Below are 21,193 nucleotides of genomic sequence, written 5' to 3'. Positions count from 1 at the left end.
TTCCTATCGCGGTCAGAAGGTGAGGACCAGGCGTCCCCGCACGCCGCCGGCCTCGAGCCGCCGGTGCGCCTCCGCGGCCTTCGCCGCCGGGAAGGTCTGCGCCACCCGGAGGGTGATCTCGCCCTTCTCCACCTGCTCGCGCAGCCGGTCCAGCTTGGCGTGCTCCTCCGCGTAGTCGCGCACCATCACCGGGAACACCCGCAGGTCGCGCTGCCCGTCGCCGCGGTAGCCGCGCACGGTCGCGACGGCCCCGCCGTCCTTGACCGCGGGCAGCACGGCGGCATCCTGCACCGAGCCGTCGGCCAGCCCGTCGACGCCGTCGGGGAACTGCTCGCGGATCCGGTCGGCGACGTCGTCCCCCCGCCGGACGACGACGTCGGCACCCAGGTCGCGCACCAGCTGCTCGTCCTCGGCCTTGGCGTCGGCCACCACGGTCAGCCCCTCGGTCTTGGCCAGCTGGACGACGTAACCGCCGAACGCCCCGGCCGCGCCGGTCACCGCGAGCACCTGGCCCGGCTGCAGCGCCATCCGGTCCAGCGCGAGCCGGGCGGTGAGCCCGTTCATCGGCAGCGTGGCCGCCGCGGCGTCGCCGACGCCCTCGGGGACGCGGGCGATCGAGCCGGCGGGCAGCACGACGTCCTCGCGGTAGCCGCCGTGCGCACCGGACGGGACGACGATGCCCATCACGTGCTCGCCGGCGTGGATGTCGGTGTCCGCGCCGTCGCCGATCTCGGACAGCGTGCCGGCGACGTCCATCCCCGGCACGTAGGGGGGCTCCTTGACCGGGTCGCGCTGGGCGTAGGTGCCGTTGCGGGCGTAGGTGTCGGTCGGGTTGACCGCCGCCGCCGTCACCCGCACGCGCACCTGACCCGGGCCCAGCGGCTCCCGGGGGACGTCGACCAGGCGCAGGGCCTCGGGACCACCGAACTCCGTCACTCCTGCAGCTCTCATGCCCGGTGCAAGGCACCCGCCCGCCCCGCTGTTCCACCAGCCCCGGGCCCCACCAAAATGGCCATTCTGGTGGGATCGGGGGGACGGGTCAGCGCTTGGTGGCGTACTCCTCGGAGCAACCGTGGCCGCCGTGGATGCGGGAGGAATGGAACACGCCCGGCCCGGTCCTCCGGCGTCCCGGCCGCACAGCTGGGGCGGTTACCGTCGCGGCGGTGAAGCACCGTCGCCTCCTCCTCGTCCCCGCCGCCGTGGCCCTCCTGACGCTGGCCGGGTGCGGGGCGGCCGAGGACGCCGACGACGGTGCGGCCGCCCCGGGCGCCGCCGAACCCGCCCCGGCCGACGCAGCTGCCGCAGCGGCGGCGACGGCCGACCCGGCCGCCGCGCAGGACCCGGCCGAGGCGATCGTGGCCACCGCGCTGCGGGCCGCCGACCTGCCGGAGGGCTGGTCGGTGCAGGCCAACCCGGTCCCCACGGAAGCCGACCTGGCGGGGAACCCGAGCCTCGACGGCATCTGCGGCTACCCGTTCACCTCCGAGTCGCAGCGGACGGCGAAGCAGCCGGTGGTGGGCCTGGACCCCGCCGGCACCGCGCAGCTGTCGTCGGAGGCGATCGCCTACGCGACCCCGGCCGCGGCGACGACCGCCGTGCAGGAGCTGGTCCAGGCGTTCGGCGGCTGCCCAGCAGAGGAGTACACGTTCGAGCCGGGCCCGAGCGCCGAGGGCCTGGCCGCCAACAGCGTAGTCTTCCAGTACCGCCTCGCCGACGGCACGACCCAGGTCACCCTCGCCCAGGCGCGGGGGCAGGTGCTCTCGGTGCTGGTCGGTGAGGACCCGGAGGTGACCGCCGCCGCCGGCCGGTCCATCGCCACCCGCATCGCCGCGTTGCCTGCCGCGGCGATCGGCGCCTGACCGGCACACTGACGCCGTGAGCCAGGACGACTTCTACCGCGGGGACCCACCGCCGTACGGCGCGCCGCCGGGGTACGGACCTCCGGGGTACGGGCCTCCGGGGTACGGGCCTCCCGGGTACGGGACTCCCGCGTACGGACCTCCCAGGTACGGCCGGTCTGCCTACGGCCCCGGCTGGCAACGGCCGACCAACCAGCTCGCGATCGTCGCCCTGTTCACCGCCTTCGTGTTCGCCCCGGTCGGCCTGGTGCTCGGCCTGGTGGCCGGCCGGCAGGTCCGGCGGACCGGCGAGAGGGGCGGCGGCCTGGCGGTGGTCGCCGTGATCGTCGGCGGCATCGTCACGACCTTCATGGTCATCGGGCTGGTGGCCTACATCTGGGTGCTCGCCTCGATCAGCGACGGCGCGTTCGCCCCCTGAGCGGCGACCCGCCGGTCAGCTCTCCGGCGGGGTGAAGGTCGAGGTGCGGGACATCCCGGCCGCGCGGCCCTTGCCGGCGATCACCAGCGCCATCTTCCGGCTGGCCTCGTCGATCATCTCGTCGCCGAGCATCGCCGAGCCCTTCTTGCCGCCGGCCTCCGACGTCGCCCACTCGTAGGCGTCCAGGATGAGCTCGGCGTGGTCGAAGTCCTCCTGGGACGGCGCGTAGATCTCGTTCGCCGCGTCGATCTGCCCCGGGTGCAACACCCACTTGCCGTCGAAGCCGAGCACCGCCGAGCGCTTGGCCACCTCCTCGAACGCCGGCACGTCGCGCACCTGCAGGAAGGGGCCGTCGATGGCCTGCACGCCGCGTGCGCGGGCGGCCATCAGGATCGTCATCAGGATGTGGTGGAAGGGGTCGCCCGGGTAGTCGGGGTGCAGGGCGCCCACGACGAGCGACTTCATGTTGATGCTGGCCATGAAGTCGGCCGGGCCGAAGATGATCGTCTCGATCCGGTCGCTGGCGAAGGCGATGTCGTTGACGTTGATCAGGCCCTGCGCCGTCTCGATCTGCGCCTCGATGCCGATCCGGCCGACCTCGAGCCCGTTGCTCTTCTCGATCTGCGTGAGCAGCAGGTCCAGTGCCTTCACCTGGGCCGCGTCGGCGACCTTGGGCAGCATGATGCAGTCGAGCTCGGCGCCGGCGCCCTCCACGACCTCGACCACGTCGCGGTAGGTCCACTCCGTCGTCCAGTCGTTGACCCGGACGGTGCGGATCTTCTCGCCCCAGCCGCCCTCGTTCAGCGCCGCGACGATGTTCTTCCGCGCGCCCGGCTTGGCCAGCGGGGCGCAGGCGTCCTCGAGGTCCAGGAAGACCTGGTCGGCGGGGAGGCTCTTGGCCTTCTCCAGGAACCGGGGGTTGCTGCCCGGGACGGCGAGGTTGGAACGACGGGATCGGAGCTGGGCCACGGTGCCTCCGCTGCTGGTCGGGTCGACGTTGTTACCGGAGAGTAGCGACGTCCCGGCGCTACACCGGGTCGGCCTCCGGTGTCGGGCGCCCGGCCCGGATCACCAGCGCCACCCCGATCACGACGGCGACCATCCCCGGCACCGCCAGCAGCGGCGGGGCCTGCTGCAGCAGCACCAGCGCGACCAGCAGCGCACCCGGCACCTCCAGCAGCACCGCCAGCCCGACCACCGTCGGGCCCACCGAGGAGAGCACCAGGTTGAGCAGCGTGTGCCCGAGCAGCTGCGCGCAGACGGTGATCGCCGCGATCAGCCACCAGTCGCGCGCGCTGAACCCGGCCAGCGGCACCCCGACGACCAGGGCGGCGAGGGCGAGGACGGCCGCGCAGGTCGAGTAGCAGACGACGGCGTACGCCGAGGTGGTCAGCCGCTCCCGCGCCCGGGCTCCGGCGAGCATGTAGCCGGCGGCGCAGATCGCCCCCAGCAGCGCGAGCCCGTCACCGGCCAGCGCCGTCCAGGACACGGTGACGTCGACGCCGGCGATCAGCGCGGCGCCGAGCACCGCCAGGGCCAGCCCCCACCACACCTGCCGGGGCAGGCGGACGCCGGAGACCCGGGCGGCCAGCGCCGTCCAGATCGGCGTCGTCGTCACCAGCGCGGTGGAGGCGGCGACCGTCGTCATCGACAGGCTGGGCAGCCAGGCGGCGAAGTGGGCGGCCAGGAACAGCCCGGCGACGACGGAGCTGACCAGCTGCCGGGCCCGCAGCCCGGTCAGCGTGGCGCGTTCGCGCAGCAGCAGGACCGGCAGCAGCAGCACCGCACCGGCGGCGTTGCGCCAGAAGGCGATGGCCAGGAACGACGTGGTCACGAGCGCGGTGAGCGGCCCGGAGAAGGACACCCCGACGACGGCCACCGCCATCAGCGCGACGTCCCGGCCACCCGGCCGGTGCACCGCCCAGGGCGACACCGACGGGGCGGCGGCGCCCACCCCGCGCGCCGGTGACCGGGGCGGGGAGGCGGGATCGGTCACCGCGCCGGGACCCGGATGGTGCCGCTGGCGACCGGCAGCACGGTGCCCGCCACGGTGGCCGCGGTGGCGGCACCGCCGGCGGTGGTGACCGTGCAGGACAGCACCGAGGGGCGGCCGAGCTGCTCGCCCTGGCGCACCGTGTACCCCGCCGTCCCGTCCGCCGGCACCAGGCCGGCCGCGGCCAGCCAGACCCCCGTGCCCAGCGCCGCCGAACCGGTGGCCGGGTCCTCGCCCCAGCGCAGGTCACCGGCGAACACCCGGGCGTACGCGGTGGCCGTGCCGGCGTCCCAGCTGAGCACCGAGACGCCCTCCCCCACGCCGAGCCGGTCCAGCGCGCCCTGGTCCGGGCGCGCCCGGTCGACCGCACCCGGCCGCACCGCGAGGTACGCGAAGGGCAGGCCGCACCCGGCCACGTGCACCGGGGAGTCGGCCAGGTCGCCGGCGGACAGCCCCAGCGCAGCGGCCAGGACGGCGGGGTCCGGCCCCGGGTCCAGGGTCGGCCGGCCGCCGCCGAGGGTCGCCCCGGCGTCGTCCACCGTCAGGTCCAGGACGCCGACGCCGCACTCCTGGCGCACCCGCCCGGCCGGCAGCCGCCCGGCGCGCACCAGCGTGTGCGCAGCCCCGACGCTCGGGTGCCCGGCGAAGGGCAGCTCGGCGAACGGCGTGAAGATCCGCACCCGGTAGTCGGCGTCCGGGGCGGTGGGTGCGCAGAGGAACGAGGTCTCCGAGAGGTGGAACTCGAAGGCCAGCGCCTGGCACTGCTCGGTGCTCAGCTCGTCGGCGTCGAACACCACCGCCAGCGGGTTGCCTGCGTAGGGCCGGGGCGCGAACACGTCCACGACCTCGTAGCTGAGTCGATCGGGTCCCGGGGCCGCCACGACGGCGACGGTAGCCTTCCGCTGCGGTGCCCGGGTTGCCGAGGTCGCCGCAGCCGCTGGTCACGGGACCGACGCAGCACCGAGGAGGGCCAGTGACGACGGTGACGAGGGCCTACGTGTCCCGGGTGGCCGGGCTGACCGTCTTCGACCCCAACGGCGACCGGGTCGGCAAGGTCCGCGACGTGCTCATCGCGCTGCGGGTCGGCAGCGCCGCGCCCCGCGTGCTGGGCCTCATCGTCGAGGTGGTGCCGCGGCGCCGGATCTTCTGCCCGATGGGCCGGGTCACCGGCCTGGACTCCGCCTCGGTCCGGCTCGCCTCGGGCACGGTGAACCTCAAGCGCTTCGAGCAGCGGGCCGGGGAGACCCTGGTGCTCGGTGAGCTGCTGGACCGGCGGGTGGTCATCCAGGAGTCCGACCGGCCGGCCGCCGTGGTCGACGCCGCCATCGAGCAGACCCGCACGGGTGACTGGGTGGTCGCCCGCCTCGCCGTCCAGGAGCCGGGCCGGCTGGGCCGCCGCGGCCAGCTGCACCAGCTGGCCTGGGACGAGGTCAGCGGGCTCGCCCTGCCCGAGACCGGGCAGAGCGCCGAGACGCTGATCGCCACCTACCGCGAGCTCAACGCCGCCGACGCGGCGCACGCGCTGCAGGAGCTGCCGATCAAGCGGCGGCACGAGGTCGCCGAGGCGATGGACGACCCCCGGCTGGCCGACGTGCTCGGTGAGCTCCCCGAGGCCGAGCAGATCACCATCCTGGGCACCCTCGAGGAGCGGCGGGCCGCTGACGTCCTGGAGGAGATGGACCCCGACGACGCCGCCGACCTGCTGGCCGAGCTCTCCACGCTGGACCGGGACCGGCTGCTCGAGCTGATGGAGCCGGACGAGGCCGAGCCGGTCCGCCAGCTGCTGAAGTACTCCGAGGACACCGCCGGCGGGATGATGACCAGCGAGCCGGTGATCCTCGCTCCCGACGCGACGATCGCCGAGGCGCTGGCCCGAGTGCGCACCCCCGAGCTCTCCCCGGCGCTGGCCAGCCAGGTGTACGTCTGCCGGCCGCCCTCGGCCACGCCGACCGGGCGGTACCTGGGGCTGGCACACATCCAGCGGCTGCTGCGCGAACCGCCGTCCGGCCTGGTCAGCGGGGTGCTCGACGACCTGGAGCCGCTCCGCCCGGAGACGCCGCTGACCGAGGTCACCCGCTACTTCGCCACCTACAACCTGGTGGCCGCGCCGGTGGTCGACCCGCAGGGCCGGCTGGTGGGCGCGGTCAGCGTCGACGACGTCCTGGACCACCTGCTGCCCGAGGACTGGCGCGAGAGGTCCCGACGTGGCTGAGGCCGAGCGGCGCGCCGACCTGCGGCTGGACCAGCCCCGCACCGCCCGGGGCATCGGCAGCTTCCTGCGGCTGGACCCCGACGCGGTCGGCCGGTTCGCCGAGGGGATCGCCCGGTTCCTGGGCACCGGCCGGTTCCTCGCGGTCCAGACGATCCTCGTGATCGTCTGGATCGTGCTGAACGTCGTCGCGGTCGACCTGCGCTGGGACCCCTACCCGTTCATCCTGCTGAACCTGGCCTTCTCCACCCAGGCCGCCTACGCCGCACCGCTGATCCTGCTCGCCCAGAACCGACAGGCCGACCGCGACCGGATCCAGGCCGAGGAGGACCGCAACCGCGCGGCGCAGACCCGCGCCGACACCGAGTACCTGGCCCGGGAGCTGGCGTCGCTGCGGGTGTCGGTCGGCGAGCTGGCCACCCGCGACTTCATCCGCGGCGAGCTGAACCGGCTGGTGCCCGATGGCGCCGACGACGAGGCCGGCGAGCGCAAGAAGAAGAACAAGAAGCGCCGGGAGGCCGCGGGCGAGCCCACCGGCTGACCGTCAGCCGCGCAGCGCGGCGAACACGGCGGCGGCCGGGTCGCCGGTGGCGGTGTCGACCACGGTGTGCCGCTCGTGCCACTGGTCGACCCGCCGTGCCCGCACCTGCTCCCAGGTCGGGACGACGTGGCCGGGGAGGTCGGCGGGACGCCCCTCGACCCGGTGGCGGTGCTCGGCCCGGTCGGTGCAGATCAGCCGCACCCAGTGCACCGGGACCTCGTGCCGGGCGGCCAGGTCCCGGAACGGCCGGCGGGCGGCGGCGACGTCGAAGACCGCGTCGACCAGCACGTCGGTGCCGGCGGTCAGGCAGGTGTCGGCGGCGGCCAGCGCCAGGTCGTAGCCGTGCGCGCCGACCTCAGCCGCGGCGGGCACCAGGCCCTGCCGGAGCAGGGCGACCTCGAAGGCGTCCACCCGCAGGTGGGCCGCGCCGAGCGCGCCGGCCACCCCCCGGGCGACCGTCGTCTTGCCGACCCCGGGCAGCCCGCCCACCACGATGAGCACCCGCTCAGCCCAGCAGGTCGCGCAGCAGACCGAGGAGCACCGCGGCCACCCCGGTGAGCGGCAGCGTCAGCGCCGTGGCCCACAGCCGGGTGCGCAGGTCCCGGGCCAGGACGACGACGAGCACCAGGGCGACGACGACGTCGACCACCGCCTGCACCGGGTGGTCGCCGGCGTCGGTCAGCGCACCACCGCCCAGGGTGATGCCGGCGGCCATCGCCAGCAGGGCTCCCGGCAGCCACCCCGATCCCCGGGTCGCCACGTGCGCCGCCACAGCGGTGGCCGGCACCGCGGTGGCCGACAGCACCAGCCAGACGACCAGCAGCCGGACCGACCAGCCGAAGTCCAGGACCAGCGCGGCCCACGCGTAGTAGGCCACCGTCATCGCCGCGAAGAACACCCCGGAGCGGAGGGCGGCCGCCACCGGCGAGGGCGCCGACCAGCCGATCAGCGCGACCACCAGCACCCAGGCGGCCGGGTAGCTGCCCAGGTCAGCGGCCCACTGCCAGCCCGACTCGTCACCCGCCTTCGCCGCGACGCCGGTCAGCACCCCGGCGAGCACGGCCAGCGCCAGGGGTGCCCGCCGACGGGCCGGTGCCTCGATGGTCGCCGTCACGGCACCGATCGTGCCGCCGCCGTCCGCCCACCCGCGTCCGCCGCGCCGCACCGCCGTGATCAGCTGCACATCGAGCAAGCTTGCACACTGTGCAACGAGCGGCGCATCCTGAGCGCATGACCGAGCGAGGGCTGCGCGAGCGCAAGAAGGCCGACACCCGGGCCGCGCTGGCCGCGGCGACCCTCCGGCTGGCGATCGAGCTCGGCTGGGAGAACGTCACCGTCGAGGCCATCGCAGCAGCGGCCGACGTCTCCTACCGGACGTTCTTCAACCACTTCTCCGCCAAGGAGGAGGCGCTGCTCTTCCCTGCCGGCGCCGACCGGCCACGGCTCTCCGCCCGGCTGCGCGCCCAGCCGGCCGGCACGGGGGTGCTCGCCGCCGCCCGCGCCGCCCTGCACGAGGACCTCACCGTCCTGGAGAGCGACCCCGCGGCGCTGCGCGACTGGATCACCGTGGTCGCCGGCATCCCTGCACTGCTCCCCCGGCTGGTGGAGATCGGCGCAGCCGACGAGCGGGAGGTCGCCGTGGCGATCGCCGAGCGCACCAGCCAGGACGCCGGCACCGACCTGTACCCCGGCCTGCTCGCCGCCGTGCTGTCCGCCGCCGTCCGGGTGACCTTCTCCCGCTGGCACGTCCAGCGCGGCGCCGTCCCGCTCACCGCCCTGCTCGACGAGTCGCTCGACGCGCTGGCCGCCGGCCTCCCCGAGCCCGGTCACTGACCTCCCCGTCCCCACCGATGCACAGCACTGACAGGAGCACCATGTCCACGACCACGGAGACCGGCCCCGCCGGATCAGCCGACGCTGCCGGCGCGGCCAGCACCGAGGCCAGGATGAGCCGACGGGAGGTGCTCCAGGCGCTGTCCGGCCTGATGGTGGGCATCTTCGTGTCCATCCTGGCGGCGACCGTCGTCTCCAACGCCCTGCCGGTGATCATCGCCGACCTGGGCGGCAGCCAGTCGATCTACACCTGGGTCGTCACCGCCGAACTGCTCGCCATGACGGCCTCGGTGCCGCTGTGGGGCAAGCTCGCCGACCTGGTCAGCCAGAAGCTGCTGGTGCAGCTCTCGCTGACCCTCTTCGTCGCCGGTTCGCTGCTGGCCGGCTTCTCCCAGGACACCACCACGCTGATCGTCGCCCGGGTGGTCCAGGGCCTCGGCGCCGGTGGCCTCACCGCGCTGGTGCAGATCGTGATGGCGGCGATGATCCCGCCGCGCGAGCTGGGCCGGTACGCCGGCATCTTCGGCGCCGTGTTCGCCGTCGCCACCGTCGCCGGGCCGCTGATCGGCGGCGTCATCGTGGACACCGCGTGGCTGGGCTGGCGCTGGTGCTTCTTCATGGGGGTGCCGTTCGCGCTGCTGGCGATCGTGCTGCTGCAGAAGACGCTGAAGCTGGACCAGGTCCGCCGCCGCGACGTGCAGATCGACTGGCTGGGCGCCCTGCTGATCACCGCCGGGGTGAGCACCCTGCTGATCTGGGTGACCCTCGCCGGCAACGACTTCGACTGGCTCTCCGGCACGACCGCCCTGATGGTCGGCGGCGCCGCCGTGCTGCTCGCGCTGGCGCTGGTCGTCGAGTCACGGGTGGCCGAGCCGGTCATCCCACTCGGCATCTTCCGCAACCGCACCGTCGCCCTCACCACGCTGGCCAGCGCCCTGGTCGGCATCGCGATGTTCGGCGGCACGGTGTTCCTGTCCCAGTACTTCCAGATCTCGCTGGGCTACTCCCCCACCGAGGCCGGGCTGCTCTCGCTGCCGATGATCGGGGGCCTGCTGGTCTCCTCGACCGTCGCCGGTGCGCTGATCACCAAGACCGGCACCTGGAAGCGGTTCCTGGTCGCCGGCGGCGTCCTGATGACCCTCGGCTTCGGTCTGCTGGCCACCATCGACGCGCAGACCTCGATCTGGCTGCTCGGCGCGTTCATGGTCGTGCTCGGCGTCGGCGTCGGCCTCTTGATGCAGAACCTGGTCCTGGCCGCGCAGAACGACGTGCCCGCCCGGGAGCTCGGCTCGGCCACCTCGGTGCTGTCGTTCTTCCGCAGCCTGGGCGGCACGATCGGGGTCAGCGTGCTCGGCGCGGTGCTCGCCAGCCGGGTCGCCGGTGACCTGGCCGTGCTGGGCGGCGGGGAGAGCGGCGGCGAGACCACCGTCCCCGACGTCTCGGCCCTGCCGCCAGAGGTCGCCCGCGTGGTGCAGGACGCCTACGGCAACGCCACCGCCGAGCTGTTCCTGATCGCCACCCCGCTGGCCGCGCTGGCGCTGCTGGTGGTGCTGTTCATCAAGGAGAAGCCGCTGAAGACCACCAGCGGCGCGGAGCGACTGGCCGAGGAGCAGGCCCAGCTGCCGCTGGCGGCGCACTGACCCGCCGGTACCCGGACCGCCGTCGTCCCCCCTCGGGGACGACGGCGTCCGTCAGCCGGTCCAGCGGTACCCGTTCTCCGGGCGCCCCGCAGCCCCGTACCGGGGCCGGACGGCGGCCAGCCCGGACCGCTCCAGGTGTTCCAGGTACCGCCGGGCGCTGACCCGCGCCAGGCCGCAGCGCTGCCCCACCTCACCGGCGGACAGGTCGTCGGCGGGGCTGCTGGCGAGCGTCCGGGCGACGAACTCCAGCGTCCGGGGCGAGAGCCCCTTGGGGAGCGGGGTCGCCGCGAGCGGTTCGCTGACCCGCCGCCGAGTCGAGAAGAGCCGGTCGACGTCGCTCTGCTGCAATCCCCGGCCTGGCTCGGCGGTACGGCGCAGGACCTCCACCCGGTGCGCCCGGTAGGCCTCCAGCCGTTCCCGGAAGGCGGCCAGGGAGAAGGGCTTGACCAGGTAGTCGACGACGCCGGTGGTCATCGCCGCCCGGACGGTCTCCACCTCCCGCGCGGCGGTGATGACGATGACGTCGGGCTGGGGGCCGGCCAGCGACCGGAGCCGCCGCAGCACCTCGACGCCGGAGAGGTCCGGCAGGTGGATGTCCAGGAGCACCAGGTCGGGGGCGAGCACCTGGACGGCCTGCAGCGCCTCGACGCCCCGGTGCACCTCGCCCACCACCTCCAGGCCGGGCACGGACTCGACGTAGCCGCGGTGCACCGCCGCCACGGCGAAGTCGTCGTCCACGACCAACACCCGCACCGCACCCCCGCCGGTCACGGCGCCGCCGCCTCGGCCATCGCCGGGGAGGGGGCGCCCAGGTGCACCTCGACCCGGGCTCCGCCCAGGGGTGCGGCGGTGACCGTGGCCGAGCCGCCGCGACGGGCCGCGATCCTCGCCACCAGCGCCAGACCGATGCCGCGGCCGTGATCGGCGTCGGCCGGCCGCTTGGTCGTGACGCCGACGTCGAAGACCCGGGTCCGGTCCGCCTCGGCCACGCCCGGTCCGTCGTCGTCCACCCGCACGACGAGCCCGCCGTCCGGCTGCGAACCGAGGAAGACCATGACCGTCCCGCCGTTCCCGGTGGCGTCCATCGCGTTGTCCAGCAGGTTGCCGAGCACGGTCACCACGTCGTCCCCGCTCCCGGCAGCCAGGGAGCTCCCGGGCGCGAGGGTCAGCGCGATGCCCCGCTCGTGGGCCACCGCCGCCTTGGCGAGCACCAGCGCGGTCACCGCCGGGTCGGCCACCGCGGCCAGCGACCGGCCGTCCAGCAACTGGCCACCCCCGGCCCGGTCGATGAAGGCCACCGCGTCGGACTCCCGGCCGAGCTCGATCAGCCCCTGGATCACGTGCAGCTTGTTGCTGAACTCGTGGGCCTGGGCGCGGAGGGTGTTGGTCAGGTTGCGCTGGCCGTCCAGTTCACGCAGGGCGCTGGACAGCTCGGTGCGGTCGCGGAGGGTGAGCACCTCGGCGACCCGGCGGCCGCCGACGACCGCGGGGGTCCGGTTGGCGACCAGCAGCCGCTCCCCGGCGAGCACCAGCTCGTCGGTCACCGCACGCTCACCGCCGACCAGCGGCAGCATCGCCGCGTCCAGCACCTCGGCGGCGGGGCGGCCCACCACGTCGTCACCCAGGCCGAGCAGTCGCGAGGCCTCGTCGTTGACCAGGACCACCCGGCCCCGGTCGTCGACGGCGACCAGGCCCTCGCGGATGCCGTGCACCATCGCCTCCCGGGTCTCCAGCAGTCGCGCGATCTCCTCCGGCTCCAGCCCGAAGATGCGGCGGCGGACGAGCCGGACGACGAACCACGACGCGAGCGACCCCAAGAGCGCGGCGCCTCCCAGCCAGGCGACCAGTACCGGCGCCTCCTGCCGGAACTCGGCGGCGAGCTGGGCCTCCAGGATGCCCACCGAGGCCGCGCCGATCACCTGTCCGGAGCCGTCGCGGACCGGCACCTTGGCGCGCAGCGACTCGCCCAGCGTCCCCTGCTCGGTGCCGACGAAGACCTCGCCGGCCAGCGTGGGGCTCGGATCGGTGGACACCGGTTCGCCGATCCGGTCGGGTTCGGGATGGGAGTAGCGGATCCCGTCGGCGTCGGTGAGGACGACGAAGGTCACCCCGGAGGCCTCCCGGAGCAGCTCGGCCAGTGGCTGCAGGGTCGCGCTGGGATCGGGGCTGCCGTACGCGTCGATGACGCTGGGCAGCCGGGCCGTGCTCTTGGCGACGGTGAGCACCTGCTGGCGGTAGGCGTCGCGGATCTGCTCCTGCTGGTGCTGCACGGCGACCGCGCCTGCCAGCAGAACGGTGGCCAGCACGATGCCCACCTGCAACAACAGCAGTTGGAGACCGAGGGGCATGGTCCGGCGGCGCACCGGCCCAGTGTGCGCTCGCCACCCCTGGATGTGGCGCCGACCACAAAGACCGAAACAACCAGTACGACCGTCACGTTCCCACCGGCCTGCGGCCTTCCTAGCGTCCGACCTGTACCGAGCCGATCCCGGCCCGGCGGACGAGGAGGTCCACCTGATGTCCCTGACCCTCAGCGCACGACCACGCTCCGGCGCCCACCCCTGGCGGCTGACCGCCGTGGCCGGCGCGGCGCTCCTGGGGCTGCTCACCGGTTGCAGCGACTCCGGTGACGGCGAGGTGACCGCGGAGGCGGCGGTCGACCGCCTCGAGCTGATGGCCCCGGCCGACCCCGGTGGCGGCTGGGACTCGACCGCCCGGGCGCTGGCCGCCTCCATCGAGGAGGCCGAGCTCGCCGGGAGCACCCAGGTCACCAACGTCGGCGGCGCCGGCGGGACCGTGGGCCTGGCCGAGCTCGCCAACGAGCGCAGCGAGGAGTTCCTGATGGTGATGGGCCTGGTGATGCTGGGCGCCATCGAGACCAACCAGTCCCAGGCCACGCTGGAGGACAGCACCCCGATCGCGCGGCTCACGGCCGAGGACGAGATCGTCGTCGTCCCCGCGGACTCGCCGTACCAGGACATCCAGGACCTGGTCGACGACATGAAGGCCAACGGCCGGTCGGTGTCGATCGCCGGCGGCTCGGCCGGCGGCACCGACCACATCCTGGCCGGGCTGATCGCCCAGGCCGGAGACGTGCCGATCGAGGACCTGAACTACGTGGCCTACTCCGGTGGCGGTGAGTCCCTGGCCGCACTGCTGGGCAGCCAGGTCTCCGCCGGCATCTCCGGTGTTTCCGAGTACGCCGAGCAGATCGAGGCCGGCGAGCTGCGCGCGCTGGCCGTCTCCGGCGCCGAGCGGGTCGAGGGCATCGACGCTCCCACGCTGACCGAGGCGGGGCTGGACGTCGAGCTCAGCAACTGGCGTGGGGTCGTCGGACCGCCTGACCTGTCCGACGAGGCCCGACAGAACCTGATCGACCTCGTCGACGAGGCCGTGCAGTCCGACGCCTGGCAGGAGCGGCTGGAGCTCAACGACTGGGAGGACACCTACCTGTCCGGCGACGAGTTCGACGCCTTCCTCGAGGAGGAGCAGCAGCGGGTGCGCGGTGTCCTGCAGGACATCGGGCTGGTGGAGTGAGCTCGTCTGCAGCCGCTGAGGACCACGCCCGCACCGGTACGCCGGGGCGGGCGTGGTCCTGGGCAGAGGCTGCCTTCCCCGTGGGGCTGCTCGCGCTGGGGGTCTTCACCCTGGTCGACGCCAGCACCATCGTCGCGCCCAGCTCGGTGAACACCGTGGGCCCGCAGGCCTTCCCGTACGCGGTCGGGGTGCTGCTGGTGCTCACCTCCCTCGCCCTCTTCGTCGACCTGGCCCGCGGGCGCGGTGGCGCCGCCGAGGAGGGGGAGGACGTCGATCCGACGGCCACCACCGACTGGCCCACCGTGCTGAAGCTGACCGGGTCCTTCGCCGCCCTCGTCGTCCTGGTGGAACCCCTCGGCTGGCCCATCGCAGCGACCGTGCTCTTCGCCGGTGCCGCCTGGTCGCTGGGCGCCCGCCCCTGGTGGCGGCCCGTGCTCATCGGGGCCGTGCTCGCCTTCACCACCCAGGTCCTGTTCACCCAGCTGCTGGACCTCTACCTGCCGGCCGGACCGCTGGAGAGGGTGAGCTTCCTTGGGTGACTTCGGCGCGCTGCTCGACGGGTTCGCCACCGCCCTGCAGCCGATGTACCTGCTCTACGCGCTGATCGGCGTCACGCTGGGCACCGCCGTCGGCGTCCTGCCCGGCATCGGCCCGGCGATGACCTTGGCGCTGCTCCTGCCGCTGACCTACTCGCTGGAGCCCACCGCGGCCTTCATCATGTTCGCCGGCATCTACTACGGCGGCATGTACGGCGGGTCGACCACGTCCATCCTGCTCAACGCCCCCGGTGAGTCCTCCTCCATCATCACCGCCCTGGAGGGCAACCGGATGGCCAAGGCCGGCCGGGGCTCGGCGGCGCTGGCCACCGCGGCCATCGGCTCGTTCGTGGCCGGCACGATCGCCACCGTGGCGCTGACCCTGGTGGCGCCCACGATCGCCCGGCTGGCGGTCCAGCTCGGCCCGGCGGACTACGTCGCCCTGCTGGTGCTCGCCTTCCTTACCGTGGCCGCGGTGCTGGGCTCCAGCCCGCCCCGGGGGATCGCCTCGCTCGGGATCGGGCTGTTCCTCGGCCTGGTCGGCACCGACACGCTCACCGGGCAGCAGCGGTTCACCCTCGGGCTGCCCGCGCTCGCCGACGGCATCGACGTCGTCGTCGTGGCGGTCGGGGTCTTCGCCGTCGGGGAGGCGCTCCACGTCGCCTCGCGGATGCGCCGCGGCCCCATCCCCCTGGTGCCGGCGGGCAAGGGCTGGATGACGAAGGACGACTGGCGCCGCTCGTGGAAGCCGTGGTTGCGCGGCACCGCCATCGGCTTCCCGATCGGCACCCTGCCCGCCGGCGGGGCGGAGGTCGGGACGTTCCTGTCCTACTCGGCGGAGCGGAAGCTCTCCAAGCACCGCGAGGAGTTCGGCAAGGGCGCCATCGAGGGCGTCGCCGGCCCGGAGGCGGCCAACAACGCCTCGGCGGCCGGGGTCCTGGTGCCCCTGCTCACCCTCGGCCTCCCCACCTCGGCAACGGCGGCGATCCTCATCTCCGCCTTCCAGAGCTACGGGATCCAGCCGGGGCCGCTGCTGTTCCAGGACGAGTCGGCGCTGATCTGGGCGCTGATCGCCAGCCTCTACATCGGCAACGTCCTGCTGCTGGTGCTGAACCTGCCGTTGGTGGGCATCTGGGTGAAGCTGCTGCAGATCCCCCGGCCCTACCTGTACGCCGGCATCCTCACCTTCGCCGCGCTGGGCAGCTACTCCGTCGGCGCCTCGACCGAGGACCTGGTCCTGCTGTTCCTCCTCGGCCTGCTGGGCTGGGCGATGCGCAACTTCGGCTTCCCGATCGCGCCGGCGGTGGTCGGGCTGATCCTGGGCCCCATCGCCGAGGAGCAGCTCCGCCGCGCCCTGGCCATCAGCCAGGGCGACCCCACGGTCCTGGTCACCAGCCCCTTCGCGGCGGTCGTGTACGCGGCGCTCGTGGTCTTCCTGTTCCTGGGCTGGTGGCTCCGCCGCCGCCAGGCCCGTACCGAGGCAGAGCTGGCCGCCGTGGTCGCCACGCCTGCCGAGTCCGAGAGGAGTTCGTCGTGACGATCGTGGTGGGCTACGTGCCCAAGCCGGAGGGCCGCGCGGCCCTGCGGGCGGCGGTGGAGGAGGCCGACCTGCGTGGGGAGCAGCTCCACGTGCTGAACACCTCGCGCGGGGACGCCTACGTCGATCCCTCCTACGCCAGTCCCGAGGACCTCGCCGAGGTCCGCGGCCTGCTCGAGGAGACCGGCCTGACCTTCGAGCTCGAGCAGCACGTCGGCGGCCAGAACGGGGCGGACGAGGTGGTGGCGACGGCGACGCGACTCGGCGCCTCGCTCATCGTGATCGGGATCCGCCGGCGGTCGCCCACCGGCAAGCTCGTCTTCGGCAGCGACGCCCAGCGCATCCTGCTGGAGGCCGAGTGCCCGGTGCTGTCGGTCAAGGCCCCGTCGGCCGGCTGACCTGGATGGGTCGCCGTCCCCACGGCGGGACGGCGACCACACCCGGTCAACCGGTGACGACGTGCACCAGCGCACCGGCTGCACCGGCGAGCACCAGGACGACGATGAACGGCGCCCGCAGCGCCAGCGCCACCGCGGCCACGGCGAGCCCGACCAGCCGTCCGTCGACGACCAGGTCCGGCCCCGACGTCGCGGCCTGGACGGCGACCAGCGCGGCCAGCAGCGCCGCCGGCACGAACTCCACCACCCGGGTCACCCACGGCCGCTCCACCCAGGCCGCCGGCACCGAGAGCCCCGCCAGCTTCAGCAGGTAGCAGCCCAGCGAGCCGACCAGCACCACCGCCCACAGCGTCCCGGTGCTCACGCGGCCCCCTCCCGCGGGGACGCCGCCGTCCGCGGCCGGCCGGCCAGCGCCACCGCGACCACGGCCAGCACCACCTGCACCCCGGCCGGCACGAACGGGGTGAGCGCCAGCGCGACGACCGCGCCGCCCAGGGCCACCCGCCGCTGCACGCCCGGCTCCCGCGCCGAGCGCTGCAGCCGGGGCCACAGCAACGCCAGGAAGGCCGCGGGCACGACGGCGTCCAGCGCGGCCTGCGCCGTCCCGCCCAGCGCCGCGGCCCCCAGCGATCCGACCAGCGTCGTGGCGTTCCAGCCCAGGTAGATGGTCGCGCCGGTGACCCAGAACGCCAGCCGGCCCAGTTCCCGGTCCGGTGCGGCGACCGCCATCGCCGTCGTCTCGTCGATCACCCAGTGCGCCGCGCCGGCCCGGCGCAGCCAGCCCCGCAGCGCCAGCATCGGGGCCAGCCGGACGCCATAGACGGTGTTGCGGGTACCGAGCAGCAGGGCGCTGCCGACGGCGGAGAACGCTCCCCCGCCGGCGCCGAGCACCCCGATCATCGCGAACTGGGAGGCGCCGGTGAACATCAGCGCCGACGTCGCCACCGCCTGCCAGGTGTCCAGCCCGGCGCCGGCCGCCGCCGCACCGAAGGCGACCCCGTACAGCCCCACCGCAACACCGAGCCCGACGGCGTCCCGGAGCGTGGCGGTGCGGGCGGAGGACGGCACGCGCCGACCCTAGGGCTCCCGGGGTTGGCCTGGCTCACACCCGCTGACCCGGGGCGAGGTGATCAGCCGCCGTACAGTGGGGGTCGCCCGCGCGCGGGCCCCCGCAGGGGCCCGGAATCCGCAGGCTCCCCGTCGAAGGAGACACAACGCGCATGTCCGACACGCTGACCGGATCGCCGGAGCTGGACGCCGTGAACGCGGCTCTGGCGACCGTCCAGGACCCCGAGATCAACCGTCCGCTGCCCGAGCTGGGCATGGTCAAGGACGTGCAGATCGGCGTCGGCGGCGACCCGGGCGCGGTGCGCATCGAGGTCTACCTGACCGTCGCCGGCTGCCCGATGCGCGAGACCATCACCAACCGCGTCACCCAGGCCGTCTCCGCCGTCCCCGGCGTCACCTCCGTGGCGGTCGGCCTGGACGTCATGAGCGACGAGCAGCGCACCGAGCTGCGCAAGACCGTCCGCGGCAGCGACGCGGCCGAGCCGGTCATCCCCTTCGCCCAGCCGGGCTCGCTGACCCGGGTCTACGCGGTCGCCTCGGGCAAGGGCGGCGTCGGCAAGTCCAGTGTCACGGTGAACCTGGCCGCGGCCCTGGCCAAGAAGGGCCTGTCGGTGGGCGTCGTGGACGCCGACATCTACGGCCACTCGGTGCCCCGGATGCTCGGCGTGGACGACAAGCCCACCCAGGTCGACAACATGATCATGCCGCCGCAGTCCTACGGCGTGAAGGTCATCTCGATCGGCATGTTCACCCCGGGCAACACCCCGGTGGTCTGGCGTGGGCCGATGCTGCACCGTGCGCTCCAGCAGTTCCTCGCCGACGTGTGGTGGGGCGACCTGGACGTGCTGCTGATGGACCTCCCGCCCGGCACCGGTGACGTCGCGATCTCGGTGGCCCAGCTGGTCCCCAACGCCGAGATCCTGGTCGTGACGACGCCGCAGCTCGCCGCAGCCGAGGTGGCCGAGCGGGCCGGCGCGATCGCCACCCAGACCCACCAGCAGGTCGTCGGCGTCGTGGAGAACATGTCATGGCTGGAGCTGCCCGACGGCTCCCGGATGGAGGTGTTCGGCTCCGGCGGCGGCCAGGCCGTCTCCGACGCGCTCACCAAGACCCTCGGTGCGCGGGTGCCGCTGCTGGGCCAGATCCCGCTGGACACCCGGCTGCGCGAGGCCGGCGACGCCGGGGCACCGATCGTGCTCGCCCAGCCCGACGCGCCCGCCGCCCAGTCGCTGTCCGCGATCGCCGACGCCCTCGCCGTCCGCCAGCGCGGGCTGTCCGGCATGTCGTTGGGGCTGACCCCGGTCAAGCGGTAGCCACCCCCGCGCGACAGAGGCCGGTCACCCCACGCGGGGTGACCGGCCTCTCGCGCTTCGGTGGACGGGTGCGGTCAGCGTCCCGCTGCCCCGGCGTGGTGGTCCAGGACGGCGTCGACCCAGAACTGCAGGTCCTCGTCCTCCATGAGCGCGTCCTCGTCGACGGCGATCCACCCCTCGCCCATCGACCGGCCCTTCCCCATCTCTGCCCGACGGGCGCCGCGCACCGCCAGGTACTCGGCATCGCGGCTGCGGGACACGCGCACGAGCAGGGCGCCCCCGCCGCCCGAGACGCAGGCGACCATCTTCTCGTCGACCATGAACGCGAGGCCGCCGAACATCCTCACCTCGCGGACGGCCCGGTCCGAGAGCGCAGTGCGGACGCGGTCCGCGAGCTCAGCGTCGTGAGCCATGCACCGGCTCCTCCCTGTCGAGTCGCGGAGTCCCGGAGACGCGGCCTAGGTCGCGTCGACGTCGAACGGCGGCGGGGTGCTCGCGTCCCGCGTGCGGGTCGTCTGTCCCGCCGGGGACCAGCCGGCTGCGGTCGCTCCCGCAGCAGCTGCGCTCGCGGCGGTGCTCCCCGTCCGGGCCGGGGCGTCGTCGTCACCCATCAGCTGCGACCGGATGAACGTCTTCGGGTGGTACTGCCGCAGGTCGATGTCGCGCAGGTGGTCGAAGTCGTCGCCCAGGGTGTCGTGCAGCTGCCCGCGCACCCCGGTGACCGCATCCCGCGCCTTCTTCAACCCGTTCGCGGCGTCCTTGGCGAGCGTGGGCAGGCGGTCGGGGCCGAAGATGAACAGCGCCGCCAGTGCCAGGACGACGATCTCGCCCCAGCCGATCGAGTCGAACACCGCTCCTCCTCGCGCCCGCCGCGGAACGCGGTCCGTGTCCAGCGTAGGTGGGCCGGCTTGCTGACGGACGACCCGCAGCCCAACAGCAGGTGTCAGGCGACGCCGAGGGTGACGTCGACTTCGCGGGAACTGCCACCGCGCACCAGCTCGAGGGTCACCGTGTCACCCGGCTCGCGGGCGTCGACCTCGACGGCCAGTTCCTCCGAGCTGACGACCGGCTCGCCGTCGACCGCGATGACCACGTCCTGCTCCTGCACCCCCGCCTCGGCGGCACCACTGTCGGGCTCGACGTTGAGCACCAGCGCCCCGTCGCGGGTGCCGTCGGTGACCGTGCGGGCGTTCACCCCCAGCGAGGCGTGCACCGCCGTCCCCGTGCTGATCAGCTCCTCGGAGATGTCCCGCACCGTGTCGATCGGGATGGCGAAGCCGAGGCCGATCGAGCCGCCGGTGGTGCCGGCGCCCGCCACCGAGGCGATCGCGGTGTTGATCCCGATGACCGCACCCGTGGCGTCGACCAGTGCGCCACCGGAGTTGCCGGGGTTGATCGGCGCGTCGGTCTGCACGGCGCTGATCACGGCGTTGGTGTCGCTGCCCTCGCCGGTCAGCCGCACCGGGCGGTCCAGCGCGCTGACGATGCCGCTGGTGACCGTGCCGGCCAGGCCCAGCGGTGAGCCGATCGCCACCACGGGGTCACCGACGACGAGGTCGCCCACGTCGCCGAGGGACGCCGCGACCAGCCCGGGCTTCTCCACCTTGAGGACGGCGAGGTCGCTGGCCGGGTCGCGGCCGACGATGCGGGCGGTCGAGCCGCTGCCGTCGCTGAAGACCGCCCGGATCTCCGCACCCTCGACGTCGGCGGCACCGGAGATCACGTGGTTGTTGGTGACGATGTAGCCGCCCTCGGCGTCCACCACGACCCCGGACCCGGTGGCGCCGGCGCTGGCCAGCCGGACCTCGATGGAGACCACGGCAGGCATGATCCGGCCGGCGATGTCGGCGATCGAACCGGGCTCCCGGCTGGTCCCCGGGGACACCTCGGAGAGCTGGGTGCCCTCCGCCAGCAACGGCGCCTCGTCGGCCGTCCGGCCCAGGTACCAGGCGGTCGTGCCGCCGACCATGCCGACCAGGAGCAGGCTGAGCAGGGCCAGCACCGTCAGCCGGACGGAGAGGTCGCGCAGCCGGACCTTGCCGCGACGCTGCGGCTCCGGCAGCACCGGGCCGGGCGGCGGTTGCTCCTGCGGGTACTGCGCGGGTGCACCCAGCGCAGCGGGGGCGTGCGGGTCGCGCCACGGGTCCGCGGCCGCGTCGGGCTTCCAGAAGGGGGCCACTGCGGTGCGCCGCCGCGCAGGACGGCCGCCCGGGGGTTCACCCAGACCGGTGGCGCCGTCCCGGGGGGCGAAGGCCCGCAGCACCGCCTCCGGGGGCGGTGGGGGCACCGGCCGGGGCGCCGGCACCGGGCG

Annotated in this window: 24 protein-coding genes; 11 read left to right on the top strand and 13 right to left on the bottom strand. The window is 74.2% G+C overall.

Features of this window, described 5'->3' with window-relative positions; all coding sequences use genetic code 11:
* Window positions 1-12: 12 nt before the first annotated feature.
* Window positions 13-951: a quinone oxidoreductase family protein gene (locus tag O2V63_RS03225; RefSeq protein ID WP_269164864.1), complete on the bottom strand. Its 939-nt coding sequence runs from the start codon at window positions 949-951 to the stop codon at window positions 13-15.
* A gap of 212 nt (window positions 952-1,163) precedes the next feature.
* Here O2V63_RS03225 and O2V63_RS03220 point away from each other — a divergent pair, with 212 nt between their 5' ends.
* Both O2V63_RS03220 and O2V63_RS03215 read left to right on the top strand, forming a co-directional pair.
* On the top strand, window positions 1,164-1,859 hold the full coding sequence (locus tag O2V63_RS03220) for a hypothetical protein (protein WP_269166123.1): 696 nt from the start codon (window positions 1,164-1,166) through the stop codon (window positions 1,857-1,859).
* A 16-nt stretch (window positions 1,860-1,875) separates the two neighbouring features.
* A complete protein-coding gene (locus tag O2V63_RS03215) occupies window positions 1,876-2,277 on the top strand; it encodes a DUF4190 domain-containing protein (protein WP_269166122.1) in 402 nt (133 codons plus the stop codon).
* Between the two features lie 15 nt (window positions 2,278-2,292).
* Here the strand turns inward: O2V63_RS03215 and O2V63_RS03210 are convergent, their stop codons facing one another.
* Genes O2V63_RS03210 through O2V63_RS03200 form a run of 3 tightly spaced genes read right to left on the bottom strand, consistent with a single transcriptional unit; the run spans window position 2,293 to window position 5,151 of the window.
* Window positions 2,293-3,246 (bottom strand): HpcH/HpaI aldolase/citrate lyase family protein, encoded by a 954-nt coding sequence (locus O2V63_RS03210; RefSeq protein ID WP_269166121.1) that lies wholly within the window; start codon window positions 3,244-3,246, stop codon window positions 2,293-2,295.
* A gap of 58 nt (window positions 3,247-3,304) precedes the next feature.
* Entirely contained in the window at window positions 3,305-4,273 is a 969-nt protein-coding gene (locus tag O2V63_RS03205) for a DMT family transporter (RefSeq protein WP_269166120.1), read from the bottom strand.
* Window positions 4,270-5,151: a PhzF family phenazine biosynthesis protein gene (locus O2V63_RS03200; RefSeq protein WP_269166119.1), complete on the bottom strand. Its 882-nt coding sequence runs from the start codon at window positions 5,149-5,151 to the stop codon at window positions 4,270-4,272. Before O2V63_RS03200 ends, O2V63_RS03205 begins: the two co-directional genes overlap by 4 nt.
* 92 nt (window positions 5,152-5,243) lie before the next feature.
* On the opposite strand from O2V63_RS03200, the gene O2V63_RS03195 reads away from it, so the two are divergent.
* Together O2V63_RS03195 and O2V63_RS03190 are read left to right on the top strand one after the other, a co-directional pair.
* Window positions 5,244-6,482, top strand: coding sequence for a magnesium transporter MgtE N-terminal domain-containing protein (locus O2V63_RS03195; protein WP_269166118.1), 1,239 nt, complete (start codon window positions 5,244-5,246; stop codon window positions 6,480-6,482).
* The gene (locus tag O2V63_RS03190; protein WP_269166117.1) at window positions 6,475-7,020 is read left to right on the top strand and encodes a DUF1003 domain-containing protein; all 546 of its coding nucleotides are present in this window, start codon (window positions 6,475-6,477) and stop codon (window positions 7,018-7,020) included. The genes O2V63_RS03195 and O2V63_RS03190 overlap by 8 nt, the downstream gene beginning before the upstream one ends.
* Window positions 7,021-7,023: 3 nt before the next feature.
* Here the strand turns inward: O2V63_RS03190 and O2V63_RS03185 are convergent, their stop codons facing one another.
* Window positions 7,024-7,521 carry an AAA family ATPase gene (locus O2V63_RS03185; protein ID WP_269166116.1) on the bottom strand — a complete coding sequence of 166 codons (498 nt, stop codon included), beginning with the start codon at window positions 7,519-7,521 and terminating at the stop codon, window positions 7,024-7,026.
* 4 nt (window positions 7,522-7,525) lie between these two features.
* Entirely contained in the window at window positions 7,526-8,134 is a 609-nt protein-coding gene (locus O2V63_RS03180) for a DUF6518 family protein (RefSeq protein ID WP_269166115.1), read from the bottom strand.
* Window positions 8,135-8,250: 116 nt separating this feature from the next.
* Between O2V63_RS03180 and O2V63_RS03175 the strand changes: the two genes are divergently transcribed.
* Together O2V63_RS03175 and O2V63_RS03170 are read left to right on the top strand one after the other, a co-directional pair.
* Window positions 8,251-8,853, top strand: coding sequence for an acyl-CoA-like ligand-binding transcription factor (locus O2V63_RS03175; RefSeq protein WP_269166114.1), 603 nt, complete (start codon window positions 8,251-8,253; stop codon window positions 8,851-8,853).
* 41 nt (window positions 8,854-8,894) lie between these two features.
* Window positions 8,895-10,493, top strand: coding sequence for an MDR family MFS transporter (locus O2V63_RS03170; RefSeq protein ID WP_269166113.1), 1,599 nt, complete (start codon window positions 8,895-8,897; stop codon window positions 10,491-10,493).
* 51 nt (window positions 10,494-10,544) lie between these two features.
* Here the strand turns inward: O2V63_RS03170 and O2V63_RS03165 are convergent, their stop codons facing one another.
* Together O2V63_RS03165 and O2V63_RS03160 are read right to left on the bottom strand one after the other, a co-directional pair.
* Window positions 10,545-11,240, bottom strand: coding sequence for a response regulator (locus O2V63_RS03165; RefSeq protein ID WP_269166112.1), 696 nt, complete (start codon window positions 11,238-11,240; stop codon window positions 10,545-10,547).
* Between the two features lie 20 nt (window positions 11,241-11,260).
* Window positions 11,261-12,856: an ATP-binding protein gene (locus tag O2V63_RS03160; RefSeq protein WP_269166111.1), complete on the bottom strand. Its 1,596-nt coding sequence runs from the start codon at window positions 12,854-12,856 to the stop codon at window positions 11,261-11,263.
* A gap of 154 nt (window positions 12,857-13,010) precedes the next feature.
* Here O2V63_RS03160 and O2V63_RS03155 point away from each other — a divergent pair, with 154 nt between their 5' ends.
* The 4 genes from O2V63_RS03155 to O2V63_RS03140 are packed head-to-tail and all read left to right on the top strand — an operon-like array spanning window position 13,011 to window position 16,501.
* Complete coding sequence (locus O2V63_RS03155; protein WP_269166110.1) at window positions 13,011-14,030, top strand: Bug family tripartite tricarboxylate transporter substrate binding protein; 1,020 nt, start codon at window positions 13,011-13,013, stop codon at window positions 14,028-14,030.
* Entirely contained in the window at window positions 14,027-14,569 is a 543-nt protein-coding gene (locus O2V63_RS03150; protein WP_269166109.1) for a tripartite tricarboxylate transporter TctB family protein, read from the top strand. Before O2V63_RS03155 ends, O2V63_RS03150 begins: the two co-directional genes overlap by 4 nt.
* Window positions 14,562-16,103: a tripartite tricarboxylate transporter permease gene (locus tag O2V63_RS03145; RefSeq protein ID WP_269166108.1), complete on the top strand. Its 1,542-nt coding sequence runs from the start codon at window positions 14,562-14,564 to the stop codon at window positions 16,101-16,103. The genes O2V63_RS03150 and O2V63_RS03145 overlap by 8 nt, the downstream gene beginning before the upstream one ends.
* Complete coding sequence (locus tag O2V63_RS03140; RefSeq protein WP_269166107.1) at window positions 16,100-16,501, top strand: universal stress protein; 402 nt, start codon at window positions 16,100-16,102, stop codon at window positions 16,499-16,501. The genes O2V63_RS03145 and O2V63_RS03140 overlap by 4 nt, the downstream gene beginning before the upstream one ends.
* Window positions 16,502-16,547: 46 nt before the next feature.
* On the opposite strand, the gene O2V63_RS03135 is transcribed toward O2V63_RS03140, so the two are convergent.
* Together O2V63_RS03135 and O2V63_RS03130 are read right to left on the bottom strand one after the other, a co-directional pair.
* A complete protein-coding gene (locus O2V63_RS03135; RefSeq protein ID WP_036337551.1) occupies window positions 16,548-16,865 on the bottom strand; it encodes an AzlD domain-containing protein in 318 nt (105 codons plus the stop codon).
* Window positions 16,862-17,569 carry an AzlC family ABC transporter permease gene (locus tag O2V63_RS03130; protein ID WP_269166106.1) on the bottom strand — a complete coding sequence of 236 codons (708 nt, stop codon included), beginning with the start codon at window positions 17,567-17,569 and terminating at the stop codon, window positions 16,862-16,864. Before O2V63_RS03130 ends, O2V63_RS03135 begins: the two co-directional genes overlap by 4 nt.
* Before the next feature lie 152 nt (window positions 17,570-17,721).
* Here O2V63_RS03130 and O2V63_RS03125 point away from each other — a divergent pair, with 152 nt between their 5' ends.
* A complete protein-coding gene (locus tag O2V63_RS03125) occupies window positions 17,722-18,882 on the top strand; it encodes an Mrp/NBP35 family ATP-binding protein (protein ID WP_269166105.1) in 1,161 nt (386 codons plus the stop codon).
* A 74-nt stretch (window positions 18,883-18,956) separates the two neighbouring features.
* Here O2V63_RS03125 and O2V63_RS03120 read toward each other — a convergent pair whose 3' ends face one another.
* The 3 genes from O2V63_RS03120 to O2V63_RS03110 all read right to left on the bottom strand — a co-directional run bounded on the left by O2V63_RS03120 (window position 18,957) and on the right by O2V63_RS03110 (window position 21,187).
* Window positions 18,957-19,295: a TfoX/Sxy family protein gene (locus O2V63_RS03120; RefSeq protein ID WP_269166104.1), complete on the bottom strand. Its 339-nt coding sequence runs from the start codon at window positions 19,293-19,295 to the stop codon at window positions 18,957-18,959.
* A gap of 45 nt (window positions 19,296-19,340) precedes the next feature.
* On the bottom strand, window positions 19,341-19,733 hold the full coding sequence (locus O2V63_RS03115) for a twin-arginine translocase TatA/TatE family subunit (RefSeq protein ID WP_269166103.1): 393 nt from the start codon (window positions 19,731-19,733) through the stop codon (window positions 19,341-19,343).
* Window positions 19,734-19,825: 92 nt separating this feature from the next.
* Window positions 19,826-21,187: a S1C family serine protease gene (locus O2V63_RS03110; RefSeq protein WP_269166102.1), complete on the bottom strand. Its 1,362-nt coding sequence runs from the start codon at window positions 21,185-21,187 to the stop codon at window positions 19,826-19,828.
* Window positions 21,188-21,193 lie beyond the last annotated feature (6 nt).

The organism is Modestobacter sp. VKM Ac-2977 (genome assembly GCF_026968045.1).
Classification (GTDB): Bacteria; Actinomycetota; Actinomycetes; order Mycobacteriales; family Geodermatophilaceae; genus Modestobacter.
The sequence above is the reverse complement of the archived record's forward strand: the minus strand, read 5'-3'. Positions and strand labels throughout refer to the sequence as shown.